The following is a 23,168-nucleotide window of genomic DNA, read 5'->3' on the forward strand; positions in this document are numbered from 1 at the left end:
TAAAATCTATTAATCTTGTTTTTGCTGAATTCCTGTTTCCGTAAAGGAACAGGAGATTCCCATTTCCAGTCCCCGTAATTCGGCGAGCCCTTTTAACCGTCCTATCGCAGAATATCCGGGATAAGTACTTTTCTTCAGGTCATCTAACATTTGATGTCCGTGATCCGGCCGCATCGGAATAGAGATTTGTTTATTTCTGCTGAGCAGGATCACCTCTTTTACCACTTCATACATGTTTGCATCACCTTCTAAATGGTTGGCTTCATAAAAGTTACCCTCCCCGTCACGCTGGGTACTCCTCAGGTGAAGAAAGTGAATGCGGTCGCCTAGCCTTTTAACCATCCCTGGTAAATCATTTTCGGGCCTTGATCCCAATGAACCTGTACAGAAACACAGGCCATTAGCGACAGAGGGAACAGCTTCGAAAATCTCCTTCAGGTCTTGCTCAGTACTCACTATCCTGGGTAAACCCAGAACAGAATAGGGTGGGTCATCGGGATGTATTGCCAGATTTATTCCGAGGGAAGCGGCTAAGGGACTGATCTCATTTAGAAAATGAAAGAGATGTGCTTTTAACTTTTTATTGTCTATTCCCTCGTAGGTCTTTAAAGCAGTTAAAATCTCTTCAGGGCTGAATGGTTCATCACTTCCCGGTAGACCAAGCATGGCCGTTTTAAATAAGGTAGATTTTTCTGTTACAGTCATGGCGCTAAAGCGTTGAGTCGCTTTATCAATGTCGCCGGACTGGTAATCCTGATGCGCATCAGGTCGTTTAAGCAGGAACAGGTCAAAGGCGATAAATGCTGATTTTTCAAACCTTAAAGCTTTGCTGCCATCATGGAGTGTGTACTCCAGATCGGTCCTGATCCAATCCAGAACCGGCATAAAATTATAGGTGACTACTTTCAACCCGCAGTCCGACAAATTTTTCAGGCTTAGTTTATAGTACTCAATAAACTGCTGATAATTTCCGGTTTGCTTTTTAATGTCCTCGTGAACAGGAAGGCTCTCCACCACCGTCCAGGTTAAGCCTGCGGCCTCAATAATCTTTTTTCTTTCTTTAATTGCATCAGTCGTCCAGACCGCTCCGATAGGGATATGGTGTAATGCGGTAACGACTCCGGAGCAACCTGCCTGTCTGATGTCCTGTAAGCTTACCGGATCGTTTGGCCCGAACCAGCGCATTGTTTGTTCCATTAACATAACTGTCTGTTTATTTTAAAAACCTATGGAATTTCCGCCATCAACAGGCATAATTACTCCGGTCACATATTTTGCGGCGTCTGAGGCGAGAAAAAATGCCGCTGCTCCGATGTCCTTTGGCTCGCCCAGATGGCCCATTGGAGTGCGGGAATATACCTTAGCCTTACGCTCCGGATCTGCATCCAGGGCTTTAGCAGACATGGCGCTGTGAATGAAGCCCGGAGCAATTGCATTAATGCGGAGCCCTTTAGGGGAAAGCTCAACGGCCATTGCTTTGGTCATGCCTTCTATCGCGCTTTTCGCAGCAGTATAGGCGATTACTTTTGGTATTCCATATTGTGCGGCCATTGAACTGATGTTAATGATACAGCCGGATCCATAGGGGAGCATGGTTTTTACTACTTCTCTGGACATGCTGAAAACCGACAGCACATTGGTCTGTATTACCTGCAAAAAGTCGGCATCGGTAACTTCGCAAAATTCCTTTTTCATATTGATGCCGGCATTATTTACCAATATGTCAATCTGTTTGTGTTTGGTGATGATTCCTTGTATGAGCTTGGGAATGTTTTCAAGTTCAGCTAAATCAAAAGCAATGGTTTCACAAAGGTCGCCCAGCTGCTTTTTTGCCTCCCGGAGCTTTAATTTGTCACGGCCTATGATGATCGTGTAAATCTGCCGGGCGACAAATTCTTCGGCGATAGCTAAACCTATCCCCGAGCCACCACCGGTTACAATTGCTACTTTTAATCTTTGACCTGATCTCATTTATGATAGGGTATATATTTGGTTAAGTACTGGAGAACTAGTGACGGATGTCTGCCGGTGGGGTATTTATTAAATATTTCAGGTCATGCACCGGTCTTTCAATTTCAGAGGGAATTGGACGCTGGCTGAATTGCTGAAAATAAAGCAGACAGGCATCTTTCCATAGCTGTGCATCCCGGGATTGTCGCCTTAATTTACGCTGTACCTCAGCAAAACGTTGCTGATCAACATAGGGTTGAACCCTGTCCCATGTTTTTTGAAATTCCCGAACCTGGTGTACTCCCTGATCATAGTGGTAGCATAACTCATCCCAGAGGATGCGCCCGCTCTTCATTTTGTAATCCCAGGGAAGGTGATGGAACCATAGCAAATAAATTTCCGGACAGGTTTCTATGTTATTGAGCTGCATTGACAAAGGTTCATGGTATTGACTTACCGCATTGCTCCCTGTGCCTGAGCGGTTAAAGCCAATTCCCTTCGTATCGGCTTTGTGATAATATACAGAAGTCCAGTCTGCTCTCAGTTTTTGATCAGAAAACCATGGGGCAGGACCGTAGTGGTGTCCTTCGGCAAAAATATGGTGGAGACCGAGGGGCATCATATAGTTAACAGCTGCCTCCCGGCTGTTCATCATCATGGATTTGACCGGATCGATAAATTCGGACTTGCTTTCATGAAAGGTTAGTTTCAGCCACTCGTCGGCGATATCCGCGCTGGAGCTGTTGTTGTTCCAGGCCAAACGGCCAAAGGCATACCAATTGGATTGTGCAAAATGATGGCCACACCAGTTGGTGTCCAATCCAATATTTGCTACCCCTGCAATTGCCGTATATTTTTGATACTGCATGCTTCCATCAGTATATTTAGCTACCGTGCTTCCCGGGCCTTTCTGATAGGTATCGCTTTTCAGGCATTCTTCCCACATGGGGGAGAGGTAAACCAAATGTATGGAGCGCCCCAGGTATTCCTGAGTGATTTGAAGTTCAGGCATGACCGCTGTTTTTTTCATGCCTCCAAAGAGGGGGCTGAATGGTTCTCGGGGCTGAAAATCCAAAGGGCCGTTTTTTACCTGAATAATTACATTTTCCCGAAACTGTCCGTCAAAAGGCAGAAATTCTGAATAAGCCTGCATCACCCGGTCCTGGTCTGAGGGACTGTAAACAAAGGCCCGCCACATGACAATTCCATGGTAGGGTTTTAAGGCATCTGCCATCATGTTTGCACCATCAACATGGGTACGGCCAAAATCTTGAGGGCCAGGTTGCCCTTCGCTGTTAGCTTTGACTAAAAAGCCGCCAAAATCGGGAATCAATTTGTAGATCTCCTGTATTTTGTCCTTCCACCATTTTTTTACAGCAGGATCCAGGGGATCTGCTGTTTTGAGTCCGCCAATTTTTACCGGGGAAGAAAAATTAACGGATAAATAAGTTTTAACCCCATAAGGTCGTAATACTTCCGCAATGGTCTTTACCTTTTTCAGGTAGCCGGCAGTTAAGATTAAAGGCGATGCATTGACATTGTTCAATACGGTGCCATTGATGCCAATGGACGCATTTGCCCTTGCATATTCGCGCCATAAGGTTTTATCTTTTGGAGTGATGGTCAGGGAATCTTTTTCATTTCTCCAGAAGATGGAATGGCCTGCATATCCCCGTTCCACTGTTCCATTTAAATTGTCCCAATGGTTGAGGATGCGGTGTCTGTAAGAAGGATTGGATAAGACATCATTAACCGTCTTTCCTGTAGCCTGCCGGCGCAATAACTCGTAAACTCCATAGAGAATTCCCAATTCTGAATTGGCGCTTACCCGGGAGTTTTCCAGCAGAAAGCCATCGTCTTTGATTGATTTTACAGGTTTTAGCTGAAGGGTTACCGTGGCGTCAGGAGTACCATTCCAGCCCTCTTTCAGTTCTTTAATTGCAATATTCAGTACGGGAGATTTTTTAGCGCAAATGACATTTACGGGAAAAGAATTTTGTTTTTTTAGCCAGAGCTGATGACCGTCCTCAGCTTTCGCTGATAAGCAAAAAACTTTTATGAAAATAACAGTTACGAGGGTTGTTTTTATCCACTTCATGCTTGAGTTCTTTGATCTGACCTGCTTTTTAAATAATTGATAAGTGCTTCTTTATGATGTTGCCACTGGTTTTATTGCTTTCGTCCGGTTGACTTCCCCCAATGCTAAATTCAATTTTGCCTTTGAGTTGTTTAGCAGTCCCATTGGGATCGATAAATGAAAGGTCTTTAGGGGATAACTTAAACTTAATGACCTTGTGCGCTCCGGCTTTCAGGCTGATGCGTTGAAATCCTTTTAAAGATTTTAGTGCCGTCTTTATGGATTTATTCTGATGAACAAGGTAAAGCTGTGCAACTTCGTCTCCATCCATTTTACCCGTGTTTGTGATTCTTACACTCACAGTTACGGATTTCCCCTTTGAAATGGCATTCGGCAGGCTGATTTGGTCGTATTTGAACGAAGTATAACTCAGTCCATATCCAAACCCATATAGCGGTTTGCCTTTGAAGTATCTGTACGTCCGGTTATCCATGCTGTAATCATTAAATGCGGCGAGGTCCTGGTCACTTTTATAAAAGGTTACGGGTAAACGGCCCGCAGGGTTATAATCGCCAAACAAAACATCCGCAACGGCAGTGCCAGCTGCCTGTCCGCCGTACCAGGCATTGAGTATCGCAGGGACCTCTGCTGACTCCCAGGGAATAGCGATGGCACTTCCGGTCATCATGACAAACACTACTTGCTTACCGGATGATTTTAATGCTTTCATTAAATTGGTCTGAACGGTTGGGAGCATGATCGAGCTACGGTCGCCACCATTAAAACCAGGATAGTCCACTTTCATTTCCTCGCCTTCCAATTGTGGGGATATGCCTCCTGCGAATATGAAAACATCGGCATCCTGATGACGGTTAATGAGCTGGTTGAAATCGCTGCGCTGGTAATTTCCGGCACTCAGCTTTACATTGCCTTTTCCTTCACCCTGCCAGTACTCTACAACAATGTTATAGGAAGCATCTTTTTTCGTTTTTAATTCATAGGTTTTTGCACCCCATCTGTTTCTCGACCAGGCATCAACTACCCGTTCTCCATTTAAAATAAACCGATAGCCATCATCTGCTTCCAGTTCAAAAGTAATGGAACCTGTTTCTGTTGCCTTAAAATTGGTCGTATAGCGCGCGGAGAAATTATTCGCTTTGAGGTTGGCATCGATCATTTCTCCTTCCTGCCATAATTTTTCCAGATTTTGCTCCATTCTCACCAGCTGAGGCTGGCCATTCAGCTCCTTATTGCTGAAATATTCAGCTTTAAATCCTTGTTTACCTTCGTAACTGTACTGGTTACTCAGGTCTGAATAGTTCAGTAAGGTATCGTTGGTGAAGTTAATCGCCTGTTCATAAACTACTTTTGTACCCGGCCCGACTTTCTCCTTTATGCCTTTAAGTATCGTCGTGGTATTGGATGGAATCCCGTTGTAATTACCCAACACAGAGATGGCATTATCTGCATTTGGTCCCAGTACAACGATCTTTTTTAATGATTTACTTAATGGGAGTGTCTGGTTTTCATTTTTAAGCAGTACCATCGATTGCTGTGCCATTTTCAGTGCATGTGCTTTATGGGCAGTACTTTCAAGAACAGAAGCAGGAGTTTGTGCATATTTTACCATGGAAACCGGATCGAACATGCCTAAACGAAACCGGATCATGAACAAACGCTTTACAGAAATGTCGATCTGTTTTTCTGTGATCTGACCATCTTTCACCGCTTTTATCAGCGCTTTATAAGCATCCGTTCCGCAATCAATATCTGTTCCGTGAAAAACGGCATCAGCAGCTGCAGAAGCAGCATCAGGATGAGTTTTATGGTTTTTATAGAAATCATCAATTGCCCAGCAATCGGAGGTGACATAACCTTTGAAATTCCATTGTTTACGTAAAATGTCGGTCATCAGTAAATCGCTGGCACAGCAGGGCTGTGTTCTGAATGCATTATAGGCACACATGACTCCGGCAACTTTTGAATCAACCACTAATTTTTCGAATGCCGGAAGATAGGTGTCCCACAGGTCATAGGCGGTCACATCGGCATTGAAAACATGTCGGAGTGGTTCCGGACCGCTGTGGACGGCATAATGTTTTGCACAGGCGGCGGCCTTTAAATATTTTGGATCATCCCCCTGCAATCCTTTTACAAAAGCGTCACCTAATATTGCGGTTAAATAAGGGTCTTCGCCATAAGTTTCCTGTCCGCGGCCCCAGCGTGGATCTCTGAAAATATTAATATTGGGCGTCCAGTAGGTGAGCCCCAGATAGCGTTCGTTTGTCCGCCCCTCTGCCACCGCTTTATTATAAATAGCTCTTCCTTCCAATGCAGAAAAATCGGCCATTTTGTATAGCGAGCCTTTATCGAAGGTCGCCGCCATTGCAATCGCCTGAGGGTAAACGGTTACCTTAAAGGGAGTTCTTGCAACACCATGTAAGGTTTCATTCCACCAATCGTATGCAGGAATTCCAAGTCTAGCAATTGCAGGTGCCGCATTTAGCATTTGCAAGACTTTTTCTTCCAGGGTTAGCCGGACGACAAGGTCGTTCACACGTTGCTCAAATGATAACTTGTAATCACGAAACGGATAGGTTTGAGCGTTGCTATCTATACCGCTCAAAGAAAGGATCAAAAAGCAATAGAACTTTACGTATAATGTGTTTTTCATTAGAATATATTTGGTTTCATTGGCCTTCAATCATAAAATAGAACCAGCTTGCTGGCTATCGGATCAGGTTCTGATTTGCCAGGGATTTAGTTGATTGGTAAGTTTTTGATAAAAGTATAGACCTTGTAAGGGGATGGGGTGTTCGTTTGTTATTAATAATAGAACAAATGTTCAATTGAAATTCTAAAGTGTAACATTTTGATAATGCAAACATTTCTAGCCTTAAAATCAACAAATGACCTCTCTTTCTTTTTTTCTGCCTGCTAGTTTTGAGGATCAAATTTATTTTACATGCAAAAAATGCGTATTCTTCTTTCTTATCTGGTAGCCATGGTGTGTTTGTTGACGACTGCCCAGGCTCAGGTGACTTTAAAAAATCCTATCCTTCCGGGATTTTATCCGGATCCGGCAATATGTAGAGTCGGAACAGACTACTATATGGTCACCTCAACTTTTGTATATTTTCCCGGTATTCCCGTGTTTCATAGTAAGGACCTTAAAAACTGGAAGCAGATTACCAGTGCAATTAACCGGCCTTCCCAAATGGATTTCATGGGCGAACAAGTATCCAGAGGTCTGTTTGCACCGGCAATAAACCATCATAAAGGCATTTTTTACATTACCTGTACTGACATAGACAATGGCGGGAATTTTATTGTCACAGCTAAAAACCCTGCAGGTCCCTGGAGCGATCCGATATACATTAAAGAGGTCAGAGGAATTGATCCTTCACTCTACTTTGAAGAGGATAAGGTCTTCATCATATACAACAGCGATCCTCCGGAAAATAAGTCGCTTTATAGTGGACATAGAACCGTAAAGATCTATGAACTGGATCTGGCGACCTTAAAAGTCCTGGGATCTGAAAAGATTCTGGTAAATGGCGGTGTCGATATCAGTAAAAAACCAGTGTGGATTGAAGCACCTCATATTTATAAGAGAAACGGCTATTATTACCTGATGGCTGCTGAAGGGGGAACAAGTGTTAACCACTCGGAAGTGATTTTGCGGAGTAAAGATGTGCGTGGACCCTATATTCCTTATGAAAAAAATCCCATCCTCACTCAACGGCATCTGGATCCTAAAAGAAAAAATCCGATCTCTTCAGTTGGTCATGCCGATCTGGTAGAGGGACCAGATGGCAATACGTATGCAGTTTTTCTGGGAGTACGGCCATATGAAGGAGATTTTTACAATACCGGCCGGGAAACGTTTATTGCACCGGTAAAATGGGTCGATAACTGGCCGGTTATCAATCCGGATCATGAAGAAGTGCAATACGAATATAAGGTAAACTGGAAAGAACAGCCGCATGAAAATCAATTGCCCATCACTGGTAATTTTGAGTTTAAGGTGCCGTTTAAAGATAGCCTCAATACACAGTTTTTATTTCTGCGTACCCATAATCCATCCTGGTACAGCTTTAAGGAAAATAAAAATGCACTCACCATTAAACTGCTTCCTGAAACCATTCTGGAGAAAGGAAACCCTGCATTTATCGGAAGAAGACAGCAACATTTGCAGAGCTCTGCGTCAACGGAAATGGTCTTTTCTACGAAAAAAAATAACGAGAAAGCAGGGATGGTCATCTTTCAGAATGAAAATCATTTCTATTACCTGTGTAAATCATCTGATCAGGGTAAAGAGGTCGTACAATTGTTTAAAGGTAATCCGAAATCAAATAAAATGGATTTACTCAAGCAGGTTGTATTGCCTGGTGCTCAGAAGAAAATCTATCTTAAAATCAATTCCGAAAAAGACATTTATTCTTTTTGGTATGGCCTTAAAGAAAATGAATGGCAGCTTTTGGAAGATAAGCTTGACGGAAAGTATTTAAGTACTGTCGTGGCGAAAGGATTTGTAGGATCACTTTATGGAGTTTATGCCACTTCCGAAGGACAAGGAAGTACTAATAATGCCATTTATAAATGGTTTGGATATAAAGGAGAGGATGATACTTATCAAAAATAAGTATCCAGTGAATTACTTGTTATTAGACTAAAAATCAAACGAAAATGAAATTTTTTATAGATACTGCAAACCTTGATCAGATAAAAGAAGCTTATGATTTGGGAATATTAGACGGAGTCACCACCAATCCAAGTTTAATGGCTAAGGAGGGGATTACAGGTGAGGCGAACATTATTGCACATTATAAAGCGATATGCGATATCGTGGACGACAATGTAAGTGCAGAAGTGATCGCAACCACATTTAATGAGATGATTGCAGAAGGTGAAATGCTCGCAGCTCTTAATCCAAAGATTGTGGTCAAGGTGCCAATGATCAAAGATGGCATTAAAGCCATCAGGTATTTTTCTTCCAAAGGAATAAGAACGAATTGTACTTTGATCTTTTCTGCCGGGCAGGCCATTCTTGCTGCTAAGGCTGGTGCCAGTTATATATCGCCATTTTTAGGACGTTTAGATGATATTTCTACGGATGGATTAAAACTCATTGAGGAGATCAGGCTGATCTTTGACAATTATGCTTATCCTACAGAAATTCTGGCGGCGTCAATTCGTGGTCCTTTGCACATCATTGCCTGCGCAAAATTGGGCGCTGATGTGATTACAGCACCTTTGCCGGCAATCACCGCTTTATTAAAGCACCCCCTTACGGATAGTGGACTGGCTACTTTTTTAGCGGACCATGCCAGGGCATCAGGACTTTAAAAAGCAGGATTAAAAATGCACAAATCAATACGCATAAATTGGGGGCTGATCCTCCTGATGCTGATCATATCTCAGGGTTGCTGCTTATTGCAGCAACCCAATTCCAGTAGTGATAATGGGCTAAAAGACCATTACAAGGCTTATTTTCCAATCGGAGTAGCGGTGAATACAAGAACCTTAAATGGAGAGGAATCGCAGCTGCTTTTAAAGGAGTTTAACAGCATTACTCCTGAAAATGCGATGAAAATGGAAGTGATCCATCCCCGTGAGGATTTCTATTTCTGGAGGGATGCAGATTCCATGGTAAATTTTGCTCAAAACCACCAGCTTAAAGTACGTGGACATAATTTGTGCTGGCATGAGCAGGTCCCAAACTGGATGTTTAAAGACAACAACGGTGGGCTGGTCACTAAAGAAGTATTATTTAAACGGCTTAAGGATCACATCACCACTGTGGTTAAAAGATATAAAGGGAAAATTTATGCATGGGATGTGGTCAATGAAGTGATTGGCGATGCTGACGATGAGTTTATCAGAAACTCTTTATGGTATCAGATCTGTGGTGAAGAGTACATTGCAAAAGCATTTGAGTATGCCCATGCTGCTGATCCGGAGGCCCTGCTTTTTTACAATGATTACAATAGCGAGCGACCAGTTAAACGGGATAAAATTTATCGCCTGCTCAAAAATCTTATTGATCAAAAAGTTCCCATCCATGGGGTAGGTTTACAGGCCCATTGGTCAGTTTTTGAACCGGCTGAAAAAGAGCTGCGGGAAGCGATTGAATTATACGCGTCGCTGGGATTGCAAATTCATTTTACGGAGCTCGATATGTCCGTTTATCCCTGGGAAAAAAATAAAAGACAGAAAAGATCCGGAGAAAGTGACCGGTTAACGCCAGAGCTGGAAGCAAAACAAATTGACCAATACGCTAAAGTTTTTAAAATTTTCCGGGAATACAAAAAGCACATTACGAGTGTTACTTTCTGGAATGTTTCCGATCGATATAGCTGGCTGGATTATTATCCGGTACCGGGCAGAAAAAATTATCCATTGTTATTCGATCAAAACCTGCAGCGAAAGAAGGCTTATCAAAAAGTCGTCGATTTTAAAGAATAATTCTTTCCAACGGCTGAGGTGCAACTCTTTTGAACTTATGTAGCAGAAAAAAATACATTTGTTACTGCCTGATGTTTAATTTGTGGTTACATTCGTTACTTCAACCAAATATATTACTTGTATCTATTTCTTTAGAATATCGCATTTCTTGTGCATAGACATGCTTAATAGGTATACTTATTTATTAACTTTAGGTAACCAAAGATGATGCTGACCCGGGCCACTTTAAAAAGATTTTACTGTTGTTTTTTGTATGCCATTCTGGTCTTGTCGCCAGCATATGCGCAAAATCAAAAAATCAATTTTACTTCCTTAAAAACAAAAGACGGGCTTTCTTCTAATACCGTTAACTCAATTCTGAAAGACCGGTATGGACTAATGTGGTTTGCGACGGAGGACGGGCTGAATAAATTTGACGGAACCAATTTCACGGTTTACAAACATAAATCTGAGGATCCAACGGGAATCCAAGCCAATGACATCAGGGCATTACACGAAGATAAGTCTGGTAATTTATGGATTGGAAGCTCCGGAGGTTCGCTGAGTTTATACGATCGTAAGAAAAATTCATTTATACATTTTCCTGCCAATACCAATGATGGTTTGATCAGCGATGTCATCCGTTCAGTTTACAGTGACTATACAGGAAAAATATGGGTCGCATCATTTAGCGGACTGGATGTAGTTGATCCTAAAACCAGAAAGGTTAAAAGATTCAATATACAAGTCGGCCCAAAAGGAGCATTCCCTGCAATTATAGTCAACTGTCTTTATGAGGATCGTAAACACAGAATGTGGATCGGATCTAACAATGGACTCTACTTATACGAAAGAAGAACCGACTCCTTTAAGCATTTTAAATACGACGCTTCAAATCCATCCGGTCTTAGCGATGGCTTTGTGTCGTCAATTGTGGAAGACCAATTGGGACAGGTCTGGTTTGGTACCAAAAATGGACTTAACCTCCTTCTTCCCGAGGGTAAAGGATTTAAACAGTTTCTTCATGACCATAAAAATCCCAATACGATAACGAATAATATCATTCTGAGTATTGCCGCAAATGGTCCCCATCAGTTATGGATAGGAACTGAGGATGGCTTAAATATTCTTAATGTGAAGACTGGTCAAATTACCAGGCATAAGCCTGATTCCAGAGACATCTATTCTTTAACCGGGAAGTCTGTCAGTTGCATTTATACAGATGACAAAGGCATTTGCTGGCTGGGGGTTTATCATGGGGGCATCAATAAATATGACACCAATTTAAACCTGTTTCAATTGAAACAAAGTAATGTTTTCGATCAGAACGGATTAAATGCGCCTGTGGTAACTTCATTTGCCGAATATAAGGATGAGGAGATTTTTGTGGGTACGGATGGTGGCGGACTTAACCTGTTCAATCGTAAAACAGAATTGTTTCAGCGGTTTAATTTGCCTTTAGCGAATGGTAGCACCCTGAATAAAATTTCCATCATGGCAATGGAAATCACCAGGTCGAAAAAATTATACATGGGGACGTATTCAAACGGCCTTGTTGCAATGGATTTAGCCAGCAGAAAATTGAGTCAGTTTACCTATAACGCTCGTCCGGATGGGTTAAATTGCAATGACATCTTTTGTATTAAAGAAGATAAAAGCGGTAAGCTTTGGGTCGGTACGAATGGTGGTGGGGTCAATGTATTAAATGCGGACAATAAGGTTATTGTAAGGTATTGCAAAAATCCAAAAGCTAAAAATGAACTTGATTACCCCGGAAATAACTTTATCCGCTTTATTGAAGAGGACCATACCGGAAACATTTGGATTGGCTCTTACGGTTCAGGAATTGCCGTTTTTAATCCCGCCAGTAATAAATTTGTAGTCCATAATAAAACCAATAGTAAGCTCCCCAATGACCTGACTTTATCGCTGTTACAAGACCGTTCCGGAAATATCTGGGTGGGGACATTTAGTGGCGGCCTGAGTTTATTTAACCGGAAAACGAATCAGTTTACTACCTTTTCTGAAAAAGATGGATTGAACAATGCAACGGTCTATGCCATTGTTGAGGATAAGCAGGGACGGATATGGGTGAGCACCAACCGGGGCATCAGCAGCTTTGATGTGAACACCAGGAAATTCACCAATTATACCATTTACAATGGTGTTCAAAATAACAATTTTGTACTTGGTGCCGGCTTTGGCTCATCAGGTGGAGAGATCTATTTCGGCGGTGCGGATGGTTTTAACTATTTTAATCCTCAGTATTTTAAGAAAAACAAGAATGTCCCTACTGTTCTTTTTACTGATCTGAAGATATCCAATACTTCTGTTGTGGCCTCGGAAGATGGGCCCATAAAAGAGCATATTTCGGTTGTTAAAGATATCTATCTGGATTATAAGCAAAATTTTACGCTTAGTTATGTCAGTGTAAACTATACTGCACCTGAACAGAACAGGTATTCTTACCGTTTGGAAGGTTTTGATAACGAATGGATCGATGCCGGGACGGCTAAATCAGTGTCCTACACCAATCTGGACCCTGGTGATTATGTGTTTCATGTGAAGGCCAGTAACAATGACGGACTTTGGAATACCGCCGAAACCGCAATAAAAATACATGTGATGCCTCCATTCTGGCGCACAGCATATGCTTATATTTTATACTTAATGGCCATTGCAGGTACGCTTCTTTATATCAGGAAGCGGGGGATACAAAAGCTGAAGATGAAATTTGCGCTGGTGCAGGAGAAAATGAAAGTAGAACAGCGGATAGAGCAGGAGCGCAAAGAAGCAGAACGTTTACGCGAGTTAGACAAACTAAAAATTAAATTTCTGACGAACCTGAGTCATGAGTTCCGTACCCCGCTTTCATTGATCATGGGACCTGTTGATAAATTACTGACAGAAAAGAGAGATCTTGATATTGCAGGTCCTTTAAGCATGATCAAACGAAATACGAGAAGGTTGTTGAACCTCGTGAATCAAATCCTGGATTTCAGAAAAATGGAGGATCAGGAATTGAGGTTAAATCCTTCAGAAGCAGATATCGTTTCCTTTATTAAGGAAGTTTTGGAATCGTTTAATGACCTCAGCGAACGGAAGCAGGTTCAACTGGTATTTAAAAGCCAGCTGAGGTACTTTTATACCTTATTTGATCAGGATAAAATAGAACGCGTCTTGTTTAACCTGCTGTCCAATGCATTCAAATTTACCGATGTTGGGGGCACCATATCTCTGGAAGTAGAGAAAAGTGACCGCTCGGGTAATGCCCAGGAATCTTTGCTGATGATCAAGGTGTCTGACACCGGTATAGGGATCTCTGAAGAAGACAGGGAAAAGATATTTGAACGTTTTTTCCAGATTGATACGGCAGCACCGATTTTAAACCAGGGAAGTGGAATTGGTTTGTCCATTGCCAAGGAGTTTGTCAAAATGCATGGGGGGAACATATCTGTTCAAAGTGAAGTGGGACGAGGCAGTAGTTTCATCATAGAACTTCCTTTTTCAAGTACGGAAACTGTGGATGAACTCACCATAGATTTTTCGGGTTCAATTGTCGAACCTGAACCCATTGTTGATGCCGAAGACCATGTAAGCCGAATGGATGTCCCTTCAGTTTTACTGGTGGAAGACAATGAGGACTTTAGGTTTTATCTTAAAGATAGTTTGAAATCTTTTTATAAAATATATGAAGCCTGTAACGGACAGGAAGGATGGCAAAAGGCGCTGGCACATCATCCTCAAATCATTGTAAGTGATATCAACATGCCTTATATGAATGGAATCGAATTGTGCTGTAAGGTGAAATCTGATAAACGCACCAACCACATTCCGATTATATTACTAACCGCCCTGACCGGAGAAGAGGAGCAGATCAGAGGACTGGCAACGGGTGCAAATGACTACCTGACCAAGCCATTTAATTTTGAGATTCTGAATGCAAAAATTAAAAACCTGTTGGCGTTAAATAAAACACTGAAAGATACCTATACCAAACAAATCAAGGTTCAAACACCGGAAGTGGTCATCGAATCCCATAGCGACAGGTTGTTAAATAAGGTTGTGCTATACATTGAAGAGAACTTGAATAATCCAAAGCTTTCAGTGGAAGATTTAAGCCGGCATGTTGGGATGAGCAGGGGATCTTTGTACCATAAAATTTTAGAATTAACCGGACAGTCGCCCGTAGAGTATATCAGATCGGTTAAATTGGATAAAGCAACTGTCTTACTCGAAAAGAGCGATTTGAATGTTTCACAGATTGCTTATATGGTTGGTTTTGCTACGCCAAATTATTTCGCGAAGTCTTTTAAGGCAAAATTTAATATGCAGCCTTCAGAATTTATGCATTTAAAGCGTAAAGCAGATGATCATCTGGTGAGTTGAACATTTATGACATCTATTTATACAAATCTGCTCGATATTATTTTGCGTTTGGGCTAGGTTTGAATAACTAACCAATAGAAATTTTATATAAATGTATGAGCCAGATTAAGCAGGTTTTATTTTTTTTATGCTTTAGTTTATTTCTTGCCTTTCAGGGCTATACACAGATCAGACTGCCAAAATTAATCTGCGACAGCATGGTGCTGCAACGCGATGTGGAGCTTAAAATCTGGGGATGGGCCTCTCCTGGTGAAAGGATCAATATTAGTTTTAACGGTAAAAAGTCAAAGACGGTTGCCGGCGTCAATGGAAAATGGCTAGCTAAATTTCCAGCCATGAAAGCTGGTGGTCCCTTTAACATGGAGCTTAAAGGAAGGAATACAATCGTATTGAAGGACATCTTAATTGGCGATGTCTGGTTATGTGCCGGACAATCCAATATGGTTCATCAGATGAAAGTGCATAACATCACCTACGCCGCTGATATTTCCGGTGCAAACTATCCTCAAATCAGGCAATACCGGATTCCTACGGTTACGGGTTTAACCGGCCCTTTAGAAGACCTTCCGCAAAGTCATTGGAAATCTGCCAATCCAAAAGACATTAATGACTTTTCTGTGCTGGCTTATTTTTTTGCAAAACAAATCTTTACGAAATATGGAATTCCTATAGGCATCATTAATTCAAGTGTTGGTGGTACCACTATAGAATCATGGACAAGTGAGGATGGATTGATGGATATTGGTGGCTGGAGGGATATCATTACCCGTAATAAAGACACCGCATATGTGAACGGAGTTAATCGCAGGGCACTTTCTACATCTGTTAAGAAAAACATAAGTACAGATCAGGGGCTGACAGGCAGTGTGAAGTGGTATGATCCTCAATATGTGCCAAAGGGATGGAGGAACATCAATATTCCGGGTTATTGGGAGGATCAGGGCATTCGTGATCTGGATGGGGTGGTTTGGTATCGCAGAGAATTTGATATTCCGGCCGCTATGGTTGGAGTTCCTGCACTTGTTCACCTGGGTAGAATTGTGGATGCCGACCGGTTTTATATCAATGGGCAACAGGTTGGCAGTACTGGTTATCAATATCCACAGCGGAGGTATCACCTGGACCCGGGCGTATTGAAAACCGGAAAAAATATTTTTGTGATCAGGGTGGAAAACTCATCCGGAAAGGGTGGTTTTGTACCTGATAAACCTTATTTCATCGAGGCAGGTGATCAATCCATTGATTTAAAAGGAGATTGGCGATATAAGGTGGGAGAGGTTTACCTTCCCGCAGTTAAGCCGGGGCCTTATGGGATTTCGGAACAAGCCCAACCCACTGCGCTTTACAACGCGATGATCGCGCCATTAACCAATTATGGTTTAAAGGGGGTACTTTGGTACCAGGGCGAAAGCAATGTAGGAAATGCAGGGGCCTATAAAGAATTATTGCCTGCGCTTATCATGGATTGGAGAAATCAGTTTGCCAGACCTGATCTGCCGTTTTATTATGTACAGCTGCCCAATCATGGAGATATGCGTTATCAGCCGGCAGAAAGTAACCTGGCCTTACTGAGAGAAGCGAGCCTGCAGACTTTAAAAGTACCTCTTACCGGAATGGCAGTTACCATTGATCTTGGAGAATGGAACGATATTCATCCGGATAATAAAAAAGATGTAGGGGATAGGCTGGCGCTGATTGCCCGACATTTTACTTATGGGGAAAAAGACCTGGTTTACTCCGGTCCGGTTTTTCAATCTTCGGAAATTAAAGGAAATCAGATTGTCGTCAGTTTTAATAATGTTGGCAGTGGCCTGACCACAAATGACGGAGAACCACTTTCTCAATTTGAGATTGCAGCTGAGGATAAAAAGTTTGTCTGGGCCAGTGCAAAAATAGAGGGTACTAAAGTTGTGGTCTGGTCCGATCAGATCGCCCGTCCGAAGTACGTTCGCTACGCCTGGGCAGATAATCCTGTTAATCCGAACTTATATAACCTGGAAAAATTACCGGCATCTCCATTTCGGACAGACAAATAACGCGCTGATCCTGTAAGCGCAATTATAAAGTCTTTCTATGATCGATGGATAAACTTGCATAAGCTTTATGTATAGGGATGGAAAGTACTGATCATCATATAAACAAACCCAATTAATGAAACACACAATTAATGAATTAGAAGATATCGCCGCTCAGGTAAGAAGGGATATTGTTAGAATGGTACATGCCTGCCAATCGGGACACCCGGGAGGATCATTGGGCTGTGCAGATTTTATGACTGCATTGTATTTTGAAATCCTGAACCATGCTACTGATTTTAAAATGGATGGAAAAAATGAAGATTTGTTTTTTCTGTCAAACGGGCACATTTCGCCGGTTTTTTACAGTGTTCTCGCCAGGTCAGGATACTTTGATGTTGCTGAACTTGCTACGTTTAGAAAATTGAATTCGAGGTTGCAGGGCCACCCCACTACTCATGAAGGGCTTCCTGGCATTAGAATCGCCTCCGGCTCTTTAGGACAGGGCATGTCGGTCGCTATTGGTGCAGCTCAGGCAAAAAAGCTAAATAAAGACCGTTCTATCGTATTTGTTCTGCTCGGTGACGGTGAATTGCAGGAAGGACAGAACTGGGAAGCGATCATGTATGCATCCCATAATAAAGTAGATAACCTGATTGCTGCTGTCGATTATAACGGTCAGCAGATCGATGGTCCTACCGAAAAAGTATTGTCACTGGAAAACCTGCAGGCAAAATTTGAAGCTTTTGGATGGCATGTGATCAATTCAGATGGCAATGATATGGACGCTATCGTGAAAGCTTTGTCTAATGCCAAATCGCTGACAGGCAAAGGAAAACCAATTTTAAACTTAATGAGTACGCAAATGGGGGCTGGTGTTGATTTCATGATGGGATCACATAAATGGCATGGTGTTGCTCCGAATGATGAACAGCTTGAAGCCGCTTTAACTCAATTAAATACCACACTTAAAGATTATTAGCAGGAAATCACCATTAAAAAACAAGACATACTGATGAAGAAATATACATATACGGAAAAAAAAGATACCCGTTCGGGCTTTGGCGCCGGATTGCTGGAAGCCGGAAAAAACAATCCCGAAGTAGTAGCCCTATGTGCTGACCTTGTAGGATCTTTAAAAATGGAGGCTTTCATTAAAGAATTCCCTGAGCGTTTTTTTCAGATTGGCATAGCGGAAGCCAACATGATTGGTATCGCTGCGGGTTTAACAATAGGTGGGAAAATTCCTTTTACAGGGACATTTGCTAACTTTTCGACAGGAAGGGTTTACGATCAGATTCGCCAGTCTGTGGCCTATTCTGATAAAAATGTGAAGATTTGTGCTTCGCACGCAGGTTTAACTCTTGGTGAAGATGGTGCCACTCACCAGATTCTGGAAGATATCGGTTTAATGAAAATGCTGCCTGGAATGACGGTGATCAATACCTGTGATTACAACCAGACCAAAGCGGCTACCATTGCCATTGCAGCACACCATGGTCCGGTTTATCTGCGCTTTGGCCGCCCGGTAATCCCTGTCTTTACCGATCCGGATCAAAAGTTTGAAATTGGGAAGGCCTGGATGGTAAATGAAGGCGAAGATGTAACGATTATAGCTACCGGTCATATGGTATGGAAAGCCATTGAAGCCGGAGTGCAACTTGCAGAACTGGGTATTGATGCAGAAATTATAAACATTCACACGATTAAACCGCTGGATGAGGAAGCAGTATTGAAATCAGTTATAAAAACCGGCTGTGTAGTTACCTGCGAGGAACATAATAAATATGGTGGTTTAGGAGAGAGCGTAGCCAGGCTACTTTCAACAGAGTGGCCTGCGCCACAGGAATTTGTGGCTGTAAATGACAGTTTTGGAGAAAGCGGAACACCTGATCAATTGATGACCAAATATGGACTGGATAGTATAAACATTATTGAAGCAGTACAAAAAGTGATCTTACGTAAATCCCGGAAACATTCCGACCCATATAATCATCAAAACTTCCCTATCGAAAAAACAGTATAACCTAGTTTTATGGTCATAAGACTAAGAACAAAAAATATATAGTAATGGCAAATCATAAAATTTTCTTTTTTATCCTGCTTTTGTTGGCTATGCATAACAATAGCTATGCACAAGATCCAAACTTCCATATTTATCTCTGTTTCGGACAATCGAATATGGAAGGCCATGCCAGATTTGAGGCTCAGGATACGACCGGTGTCAGTGATCGCTTCAAAGTATTACAGGCCATAGATTGTTCCGATCTTAATAGGAAAAAAGGAAACTGGTACCCCGCAGTTCCTCCTTTAAGCAGGTGTAATACAGGCTTATCTCCGGCAGATTATTTTGGACGAACCCTAGTTGCTCATCTTCCAAAAGAGGTAAAAGTAGGAGTGATCAATGTTGCCGTTGGCGGCAGTAAAATTGAATTGTTTGATAAGGACAATTATCAGTCTTATACCGCAACTGCTCCGGAATGGATGAAAGGAATGATTAATCAATATGATGGTAATCCTTATGGCCGTCTGGTTGAACTGGCAAAAATTGCGCAAAAGGAGGGGATAATAAAAGGGATTTTGTTACATCAGGGCGAATCCAATACTGGCGACAGCTTATGGACCAGTAAGGTTAAAATTGTTTACAACAATTTGCTGAAAGATCTGAATCTTAAAGAAAACGCTATCCCACTGCTTGCAGGAGAAGTTGTGCATGCAGATCAGGGTGGTATTTGTGCCAGTATGAATGGAATTATTGGAACGCTTCCGCAAGTGATCCCAGGTGCCTATGTCATCTCTTCCAAAGGCTGCACCATTCATGCAGATAAATTGCATTTTGATGCTGCAGGTTATAGGGAACTTGGTAAGCGGTACGCAGATAAAATGTTATCGCTTTTAAGTAATCCTACCAAAGAATAAATTGGCTCATAAAAAATTCACAAATGAATATATTTTTTAGATATAGTGTGCTGATCCTGTTGTTGGGGTTCAGCATTATTTTTCATAGCAGGGCTCAGAACCCGATTGTTCAAACAGTTTATACGGCTGATCCCGCTCCAATAGTGCACAACGATACCTTGTTTCTATATACAGGACATGATGAAGACCGGTCTACCTGGTTCACGATGAAAGACTGGAGGTGTTATTCTACCACAGATATGCTGAACTGGACTGACCGTGGCTCGCCCCTGTCTGTGGAGGCATTTAGCTGGGCTAAGAAAGATGCATGGGCGGGACAGTGTATTTTCAGGAATGGCAAATTCTATTGGTATGTTCCCCTAAATCAGTCGAATGGCAAAGGAATGGCAATTGGCGTCGCGGTTTCAACAACCCCTGCGGGGCCATTCTCAGATGCGATAGGTAAGCCATTGGTACATAGCGGAAATGGAGATATTGATCCTACAGTTTTTATAGATGACGATGGACAAGCCTATTTATATTGGGGAAATCCTTATTTAAAATATGTAAAATTAAATGAAGATATGACCTCTTATTCAGGAGATGTCATTGATGTTCCGCTAAACAAAGAGGGCTTTAACGTTCGGTTTAAGGATGTTGATAAAAGGCCATCAGCTTATGAGGAAGGCCCCTGGCTTTACAAACGTAAAGCATTGTATTATTTATTATATGCAGCGGGCGGAGTTCCCGAGCATCTGGCTTATTCTACCGCACCAACCGCAACGGGGCCATGGACGTACAGAGATACCATTATGACGGTCATAAATAAAGGAGGTGCTTTTACCAACCATCCCGGATTGGTGGATTACAAAGGGAAGAGCTACTTGTTCTATCACAATGGGGCATTGGAGGGCGGAGGTGGATTTAACCGTTCCGTCTGCGTAGACGAATGTAAGTTTAACGCTGATGGTACTATTGTCAGAATTGACCCATCTTCAGGCATTAAAAATGGAGTCGCAAACCTCCATCCGTTTAAGCGCGTAGAAGCAGAAACCATCGCCTGGGAGCAAGGTGTGGAAACCGTTACAGATAAAGAGGTCGGAGTTTACGTTTCCGACATAAATAACGGAGACTATATTAAAGTTCGCAGTGTTGATTTTGGCAAGGGTGCAAGGTCGTTTGAAGCCAACATTACCACCGTAGTATCGGGCAGTGCAATTGAAGTTCGCCTGGGTAGCCCAACCGGTACATTGATTGGGAAATTAGACTTGAAACCAACCGGGGGATGGCAGAATTGGAAAACCCAATCTGCTAATGTCAGTAAGGCAAAAGGGATTCAGGATGTGTTTTTTGTGTTTAAAGGACCTGAAGGCAATTTGTTTAACTTTAACTGGTGGAAATTCTCAAACCTCTAAACCTCTTATAAAACCAAATATGATTAAATTGATAAAACTATTGAGGGTCAGACTGCTGTTGCTGGCTGGCACTGCCTTTCTGTTCAGTATGCCTGTTTTTTCCCAGGGAGTTATAGCACCTGCTGCAGCAGGCTTTGATGTTGAGAACACAACCATACCGCATGGTAAAATAGATACGGTCAGCTACTATTCCAAAACTGTAGGTGTCCATAGAAAAGCCATCACCTATACCCCACCTGGATATTCGAAAAATAAAAGGTATCCTGTATTGTATTTGCTGCATGGAATCGGAGGAGATGAAAAGGAGTGGTTAAATGGCGCTAAGCCCCAGTTAATATTGGATAACTTATATGCCGCCGGCAAACTGGAGCCGATGATTGTGGTGATGCCTAATGGGCGTGCCATGAAAGATGACCGTGCTACTGGTAATGTCATGGCAAAAGATAAAATAGAGGCCTTTTCCACATTTGAAAAAGACCTGCTTAACGATTTGATCCCTTTTGTGGAGAAGAAGTTTCGGGTGTATTCAGACCGGGAGCACCGGGCCATAGCCGGATTATCTATGGGCGGCGGACAATCCTTAAATTTCGGATTAGGTAACCTTCAAAAATTCGCGTGGGTTGGGGGATTTTCCTCGGCTCCAAATACAAAATTGCCTGCTGAATTGATTCCTGATCCTAAAAAGGCAAAGGAAATGCTGAAGCTGTTGTTTATTTCTTGCGGAGCGAGTGACAATTTGATTGTCAACAGTAAACGCACCCATGATTACCTGGTAAAAACCAACGTTCCGCACATCTATTTTATTGAGCCGGGAGTGCATGATTTTAAAATCTGGAGAAACGGTTTATATATGTTTTCCCAATTGTTGTTTAAGCCTGTTGATACTGCTGCTTTTTCTAAATACCCGGTTGCGGGAATGCCTGCATCAACGAATATTGGCTCAAATCATTATCCGCAAATTATGCCTGATCACCGCGTGGCTTTTAACTTTCATGCACCTGAAGCCAAAACAGTTCAGGTGGATTTGGGAAAAAAATACGACATGAAAAAAAATGAGTCCGGGAACTGGACTGTCACTACGGATTCTATTGGTGAAGGCTTCCATTACTATTCTTTAATCATCGATGGCGTTGCCCTGGCTGATCCATCAAGTAAAACTTACTACGGGATGGGCAGGATGGCGAGTGGTATCGAAATCCCATTTGCAGGTGGGGGATATTATGCTTTAAAAGATGTGCCGCACGGAGATATCCGCATTAAAAAGTATTTTTCAAAAAACACCAATTCATGGCGACAACTTTATGTATACACCCCGCCTGGCTATGATGCACAAACTGAGGAAAAATACCCGGTATTGTATATTCTTCATGGCGGAGGAGAGGATGAAACCGGCTGGTCAAACCAGGGAAAGGCGGGTTTAATCCTGGATAACCTCATCGCTGCACAAAAAGCTAAACCTATGATTGTGGTCATGCCTGACGCTAATGTTGGTGCTGCTGCTTTTGCTGAAGCAGGATTAAAAACTTTTGAATCGGAATTGAAAGAGGTGATCATCCCATTGGTAGAAACAAACTACAGAGCAAAGAAAGAAGCGTCGGGCCGTGCTTTAGCAGGTCTGTCTATGGGAGGGATGCACACCCTTTACACCGGAATCAAAAATACAGACCTGTTTGCCTATCTGGGCGTTTTCAGTTCAGGATGGGTGGTTCCCCGTCAGAATGCAATAGCAGATGGGCAATATGCTTTTATTAAAGATCATAAGGACGAGATCAATGCCAACCTCAGGCAATTCTGGATTGCTATGGGCGGTAAAACTGATATCGCCTATAATAACTGTCAGTTGATGCTGAATCAATTCAGGGATTTGAAAGTTAACCACACTTATGAGGAATATCCTGGTGGCCATACCTGGCCGGTATGGAGAAATAACCTTTATAAGTTTGCATCATTGTTATTCATGTAGTTCATTCATATGTT

General features: G+C 42.2%; 14 protein-coding genes. 10 read left to right on the plus strand and 4 right to left on the minus strand.

Going from position 1 to position 23,168, the window contains the following annotated elements; all coding sequences use genetic code 11:
* Positions 1-9: 9 nt before the first annotated feature.
* Genes uxuA through AAFF35_RS02770 form a run of 4 tightly spaced genes read right to left on the minus strand, consistent with a single transcriptional unit; the run spans position 10 to position 6,701 of the window.
* A complete protein-coding gene (uxuA, locus tag AAFF35_RS02755) occupies positions 10-1,197 on the minus strand; it encodes a mannonate dehydratase (protein WP_342330814.1) in 1,188 nt (395 codons plus the stop codon).
* Positions 1,198-1,218: 21 nt separating this feature from the next.
* Complete coding sequence (locus AAFF35_RS02760; RefSeq protein WP_342330815.1) at positions 1,219-1,971, minus strand: SDR family oxidoreductase; 753 nt, start codon at positions 1,969-1,971, stop codon at positions 1,219-1,221.
* A gap of 37 nt (positions 1,972-2,008) precedes the next feature.
* Positions 2,009-4,048: an alpha-glucuronidase gene (locus AAFF35_RS02765; RefSeq protein ID WP_342330817.1), complete on the minus strand. Its 2,040-nt coding sequence runs from the start codon at positions 4,046-4,048 to the stop codon at positions 2,009-2,011.
* Between the two features lie 28 nt (positions 4,049-4,076).
* Positions 4,077-6,701: a glycoside hydrolase family 3 C-terminal domain-containing protein gene (locus AAFF35_RS02770; RefSeq protein WP_342330819.1), complete on the minus strand. Its 2,625-nt coding sequence runs from the start codon at positions 6,699-6,701 to the stop codon at positions 4,077-4,079.
* A gap of 291 nt (positions 6,702-6,992) precedes the next feature.
* On the opposite strand from AAFF35_RS02770, the gene AAFF35_RS02775 reads away from it, so the two are divergent.
* The 10 genes from AAFF35_RS02775 to AAFF35_RS02820 all read left to right on the plus strand — a co-directional run bounded on the left by AAFF35_RS02775 (position 6,993) and on the right by AAFF35_RS02820 (position 23,154).
* Positions 6,993-8,672, plus strand: coding sequence for a glycoside hydrolase family 43 protein (locus AAFF35_RS02775; protein WP_342330821.1), 1,680 nt, complete (start codon positions 6,993-6,995; stop codon positions 8,670-8,672).
* A 44-nt stretch (positions 8,673-8,716) separates the two neighbouring features.
* On the plus strand, positions 8,717-9,376 hold the full coding sequence (gene fsa / locus AAFF35_RS02780) for a fructose-6-phosphate aldolase (protein WP_342330822.1): 660 nt from the start codon (positions 8,717-8,719) through the stop codon (positions 9,374-9,376).
* A gap of 15 nt (positions 9,377-9,391) precedes the next feature.
* Positions 9,392-10,495 carry an endo-1,4-beta-xylanase gene (locus AAFF35_RS02785; RefSeq protein WP_342330824.1) on the plus strand — a complete coding sequence of 368 codons (1,104 nt, stop codon included), beginning with the start codon at positions 9,392-9,394 and terminating at the stop codon, positions 10,493-10,495.
* 204 nt (positions 10,496-10,699) lie between these two features.
* Entirely contained in the window at positions 10,700-14,863 is a 4,164-nt protein-coding gene (locus tag AAFF35_RS02790) for a two-component regulator propeller domain-containing protein (protein ID WP_342330826.1), read from the plus strand.
* A 95-nt stretch (positions 14,864-14,958) separates the two neighbouring features.
* Positions 14,959-16,899, plus strand: a complete 1,941-nt coding sequence (locus AAFF35_RS02795) for a sialate O-acetylesterase (RefSeq protein WP_342330827.1) — start codon at positions 14,959-14,961, stop codon at positions 16,897-16,899.
* A gap of 115 nt (positions 16,900-17,014) precedes the next feature.
* Positions 17,015-17,860 (plus strand): transketolase, encoded by an 846-nt coding sequence (locus AAFF35_RS02800; RefSeq protein ID WP_342330828.1) that lies wholly within the window; start codon positions 17,015-17,017, stop codon positions 17,858-17,860.
* A gap of 33 nt (positions 17,861-17,893) precedes the next feature.
* Positions 17,894-18,904, plus strand: coding sequence for a transketolase C-terminal domain-containing protein (locus AAFF35_RS02805; RefSeq protein WP_342330830.1), 1,011 nt, complete (start codon positions 17,894-17,896; stop codon positions 18,902-18,904).
* A 44-nt stretch (positions 18,905-18,948) separates the two neighbouring features.
* On the plus strand, positions 18,949-19,797 hold the full coding sequence (locus AAFF35_RS02810; protein WP_342330831.1) for a sialate O-acetylesterase: 849 nt from the start codon (positions 18,949-18,951) through the stop codon (positions 19,795-19,797).
* A 23-nt stretch (positions 19,798-19,820) separates the two neighbouring features.
* Positions 19,821-21,191 carry a glycoside hydrolase family 43 protein gene (locus tag AAFF35_RS02815; protein WP_342330832.1) on the plus strand — a complete coding sequence of 457 codons (1,371 nt, stop codon included), beginning with the start codon at positions 19,821-19,823 and terminating at the stop codon, positions 21,189-21,191.
* A gap of 19 nt (positions 21,192-21,210) precedes the next feature.
* Positions 21,211-23,154 carry an alpha/beta hydrolase-fold protein gene (locus AAFF35_RS02820; RefSeq protein ID WP_342330833.1) on the plus strand — a complete coding sequence of 648 codons (1,944 nt, stop codon included), beginning with the start codon at positions 21,211-21,213 and terminating at the stop codon, positions 23,152-23,154.
* The last annotated feature ends 14 nt before the right edge of the window (positions 23,155-23,168 follow it).

It is taken from the genome of Pedobacter sp. FW305-3-2-15-E-R2A2 (assembly GCF_038446955.1).
GTDB lineage: Bacteria > Bacteroidota > Bacteroidia > Sphingobacteriales > Sphingobacteriaceae > Pedobacter.

What these genes read in the sequence shown, in the direction of transcription:
- uxuA (WP_342330814.1), bottom strand. Translation starts at nt 1,197, where the DNA reads ATGGAACAAACAATGCGCTGGTTCGGGCCAAACGATCCGGTAAGCTTA.
- AAFF35_RS02760 (WP_342330815.1), bottom strand. Translation starts at nt 1,971, where the DNA reads ATGAGATCAGGTCAAAGATTAAAAGTAGCAATTGTAACCGGTGGTGGC.
- AAFF35_RS02765 (WP_342330817.1), bottom strand. Translation starts at nt 4,048, where the DNA reads ATGAAGTGGATAAAAACAACCCTCGTAACTGTTATTTTCATAAAAGTT.
- AAFF35_RS02770 (WP_342330819.1), bottom strand. Translation starts at nt 6,701, where the DNA reads ATGAAAAACACATTATACGTAAAGTTCTATTGCTTTTTGATCCTTTCT.
- AAFF35_RS02775 (WP_342330821.1), top strand. Translation starts at nt 6,993, where the DNA reads ATGCAAAAAATGCGTATTCTTCTTTCTTATCTGGTAGCCATGGTGTGT.
- fsa (WP_342330822.1), top strand. Translation starts at nt 8,717, where the DNA reads ATGAAATTTTTTATAGATACTGCAAACCTTGATCAGATAAAAGAAGCT.
- AAFF35_RS02785 (WP_342330824.1), top strand. Translation starts at nt 9,392, where the DNA reads ATGCACAAATCAATACGCATAAATTGGGGGCTGATCCTCCTGATGCTG.
- AAFF35_RS02790 (WP_342330826.1), top strand. Translation starts at nt 10,700, where the DNA reads ATGATGCTGACCCGGGCCACTTTAAAAAGATTTTACTGTTGTTTTTTG.
- AAFF35_RS02795 (WP_342330827.1), top strand. Translation starts at nt 14,959, where the DNA reads ATGAGCCAGATTAAGCAGGTTTTATTTTTTTTATGCTTTAGTTTATTT.
- AAFF35_RS02800 (WP_342330828.1), top strand. Translation starts at nt 17,015, where the DNA reads ATGAAACACACAATTAATGAATTAGAAGATATCGCCGCTCAGGTAAGA.
- AAFF35_RS02805 (WP_342330830.1), top strand. Translation starts at nt 17,894, where the DNA reads ATGAAGAAATATACATATACGGAAAAAAAAGATACCCGTTCGGGCTTT.
- AAFF35_RS02810 (WP_342330831.1), top strand. Translation starts at nt 18,949, where the DNA reads ATGGCAAATCATAAAATTTTCTTTTTTATCCTGCTTTTGTTGGCTATG.
- AAFF35_RS02815 (WP_342330832.1), top strand. Translation starts at nt 19,821, where the DNA reads ATGAATATATTTTTTAGATATAGTGTGCTGATCCTGTTGTTGGGGTTC.
- AAFF35_RS02820 (WP_342330833.1), top strand. Translation starts at nt 21,211, where the DNA reads ATGATTAAATTGATAAAACTATTGAGGGTCAGACTGCTGTTGCTGGCT.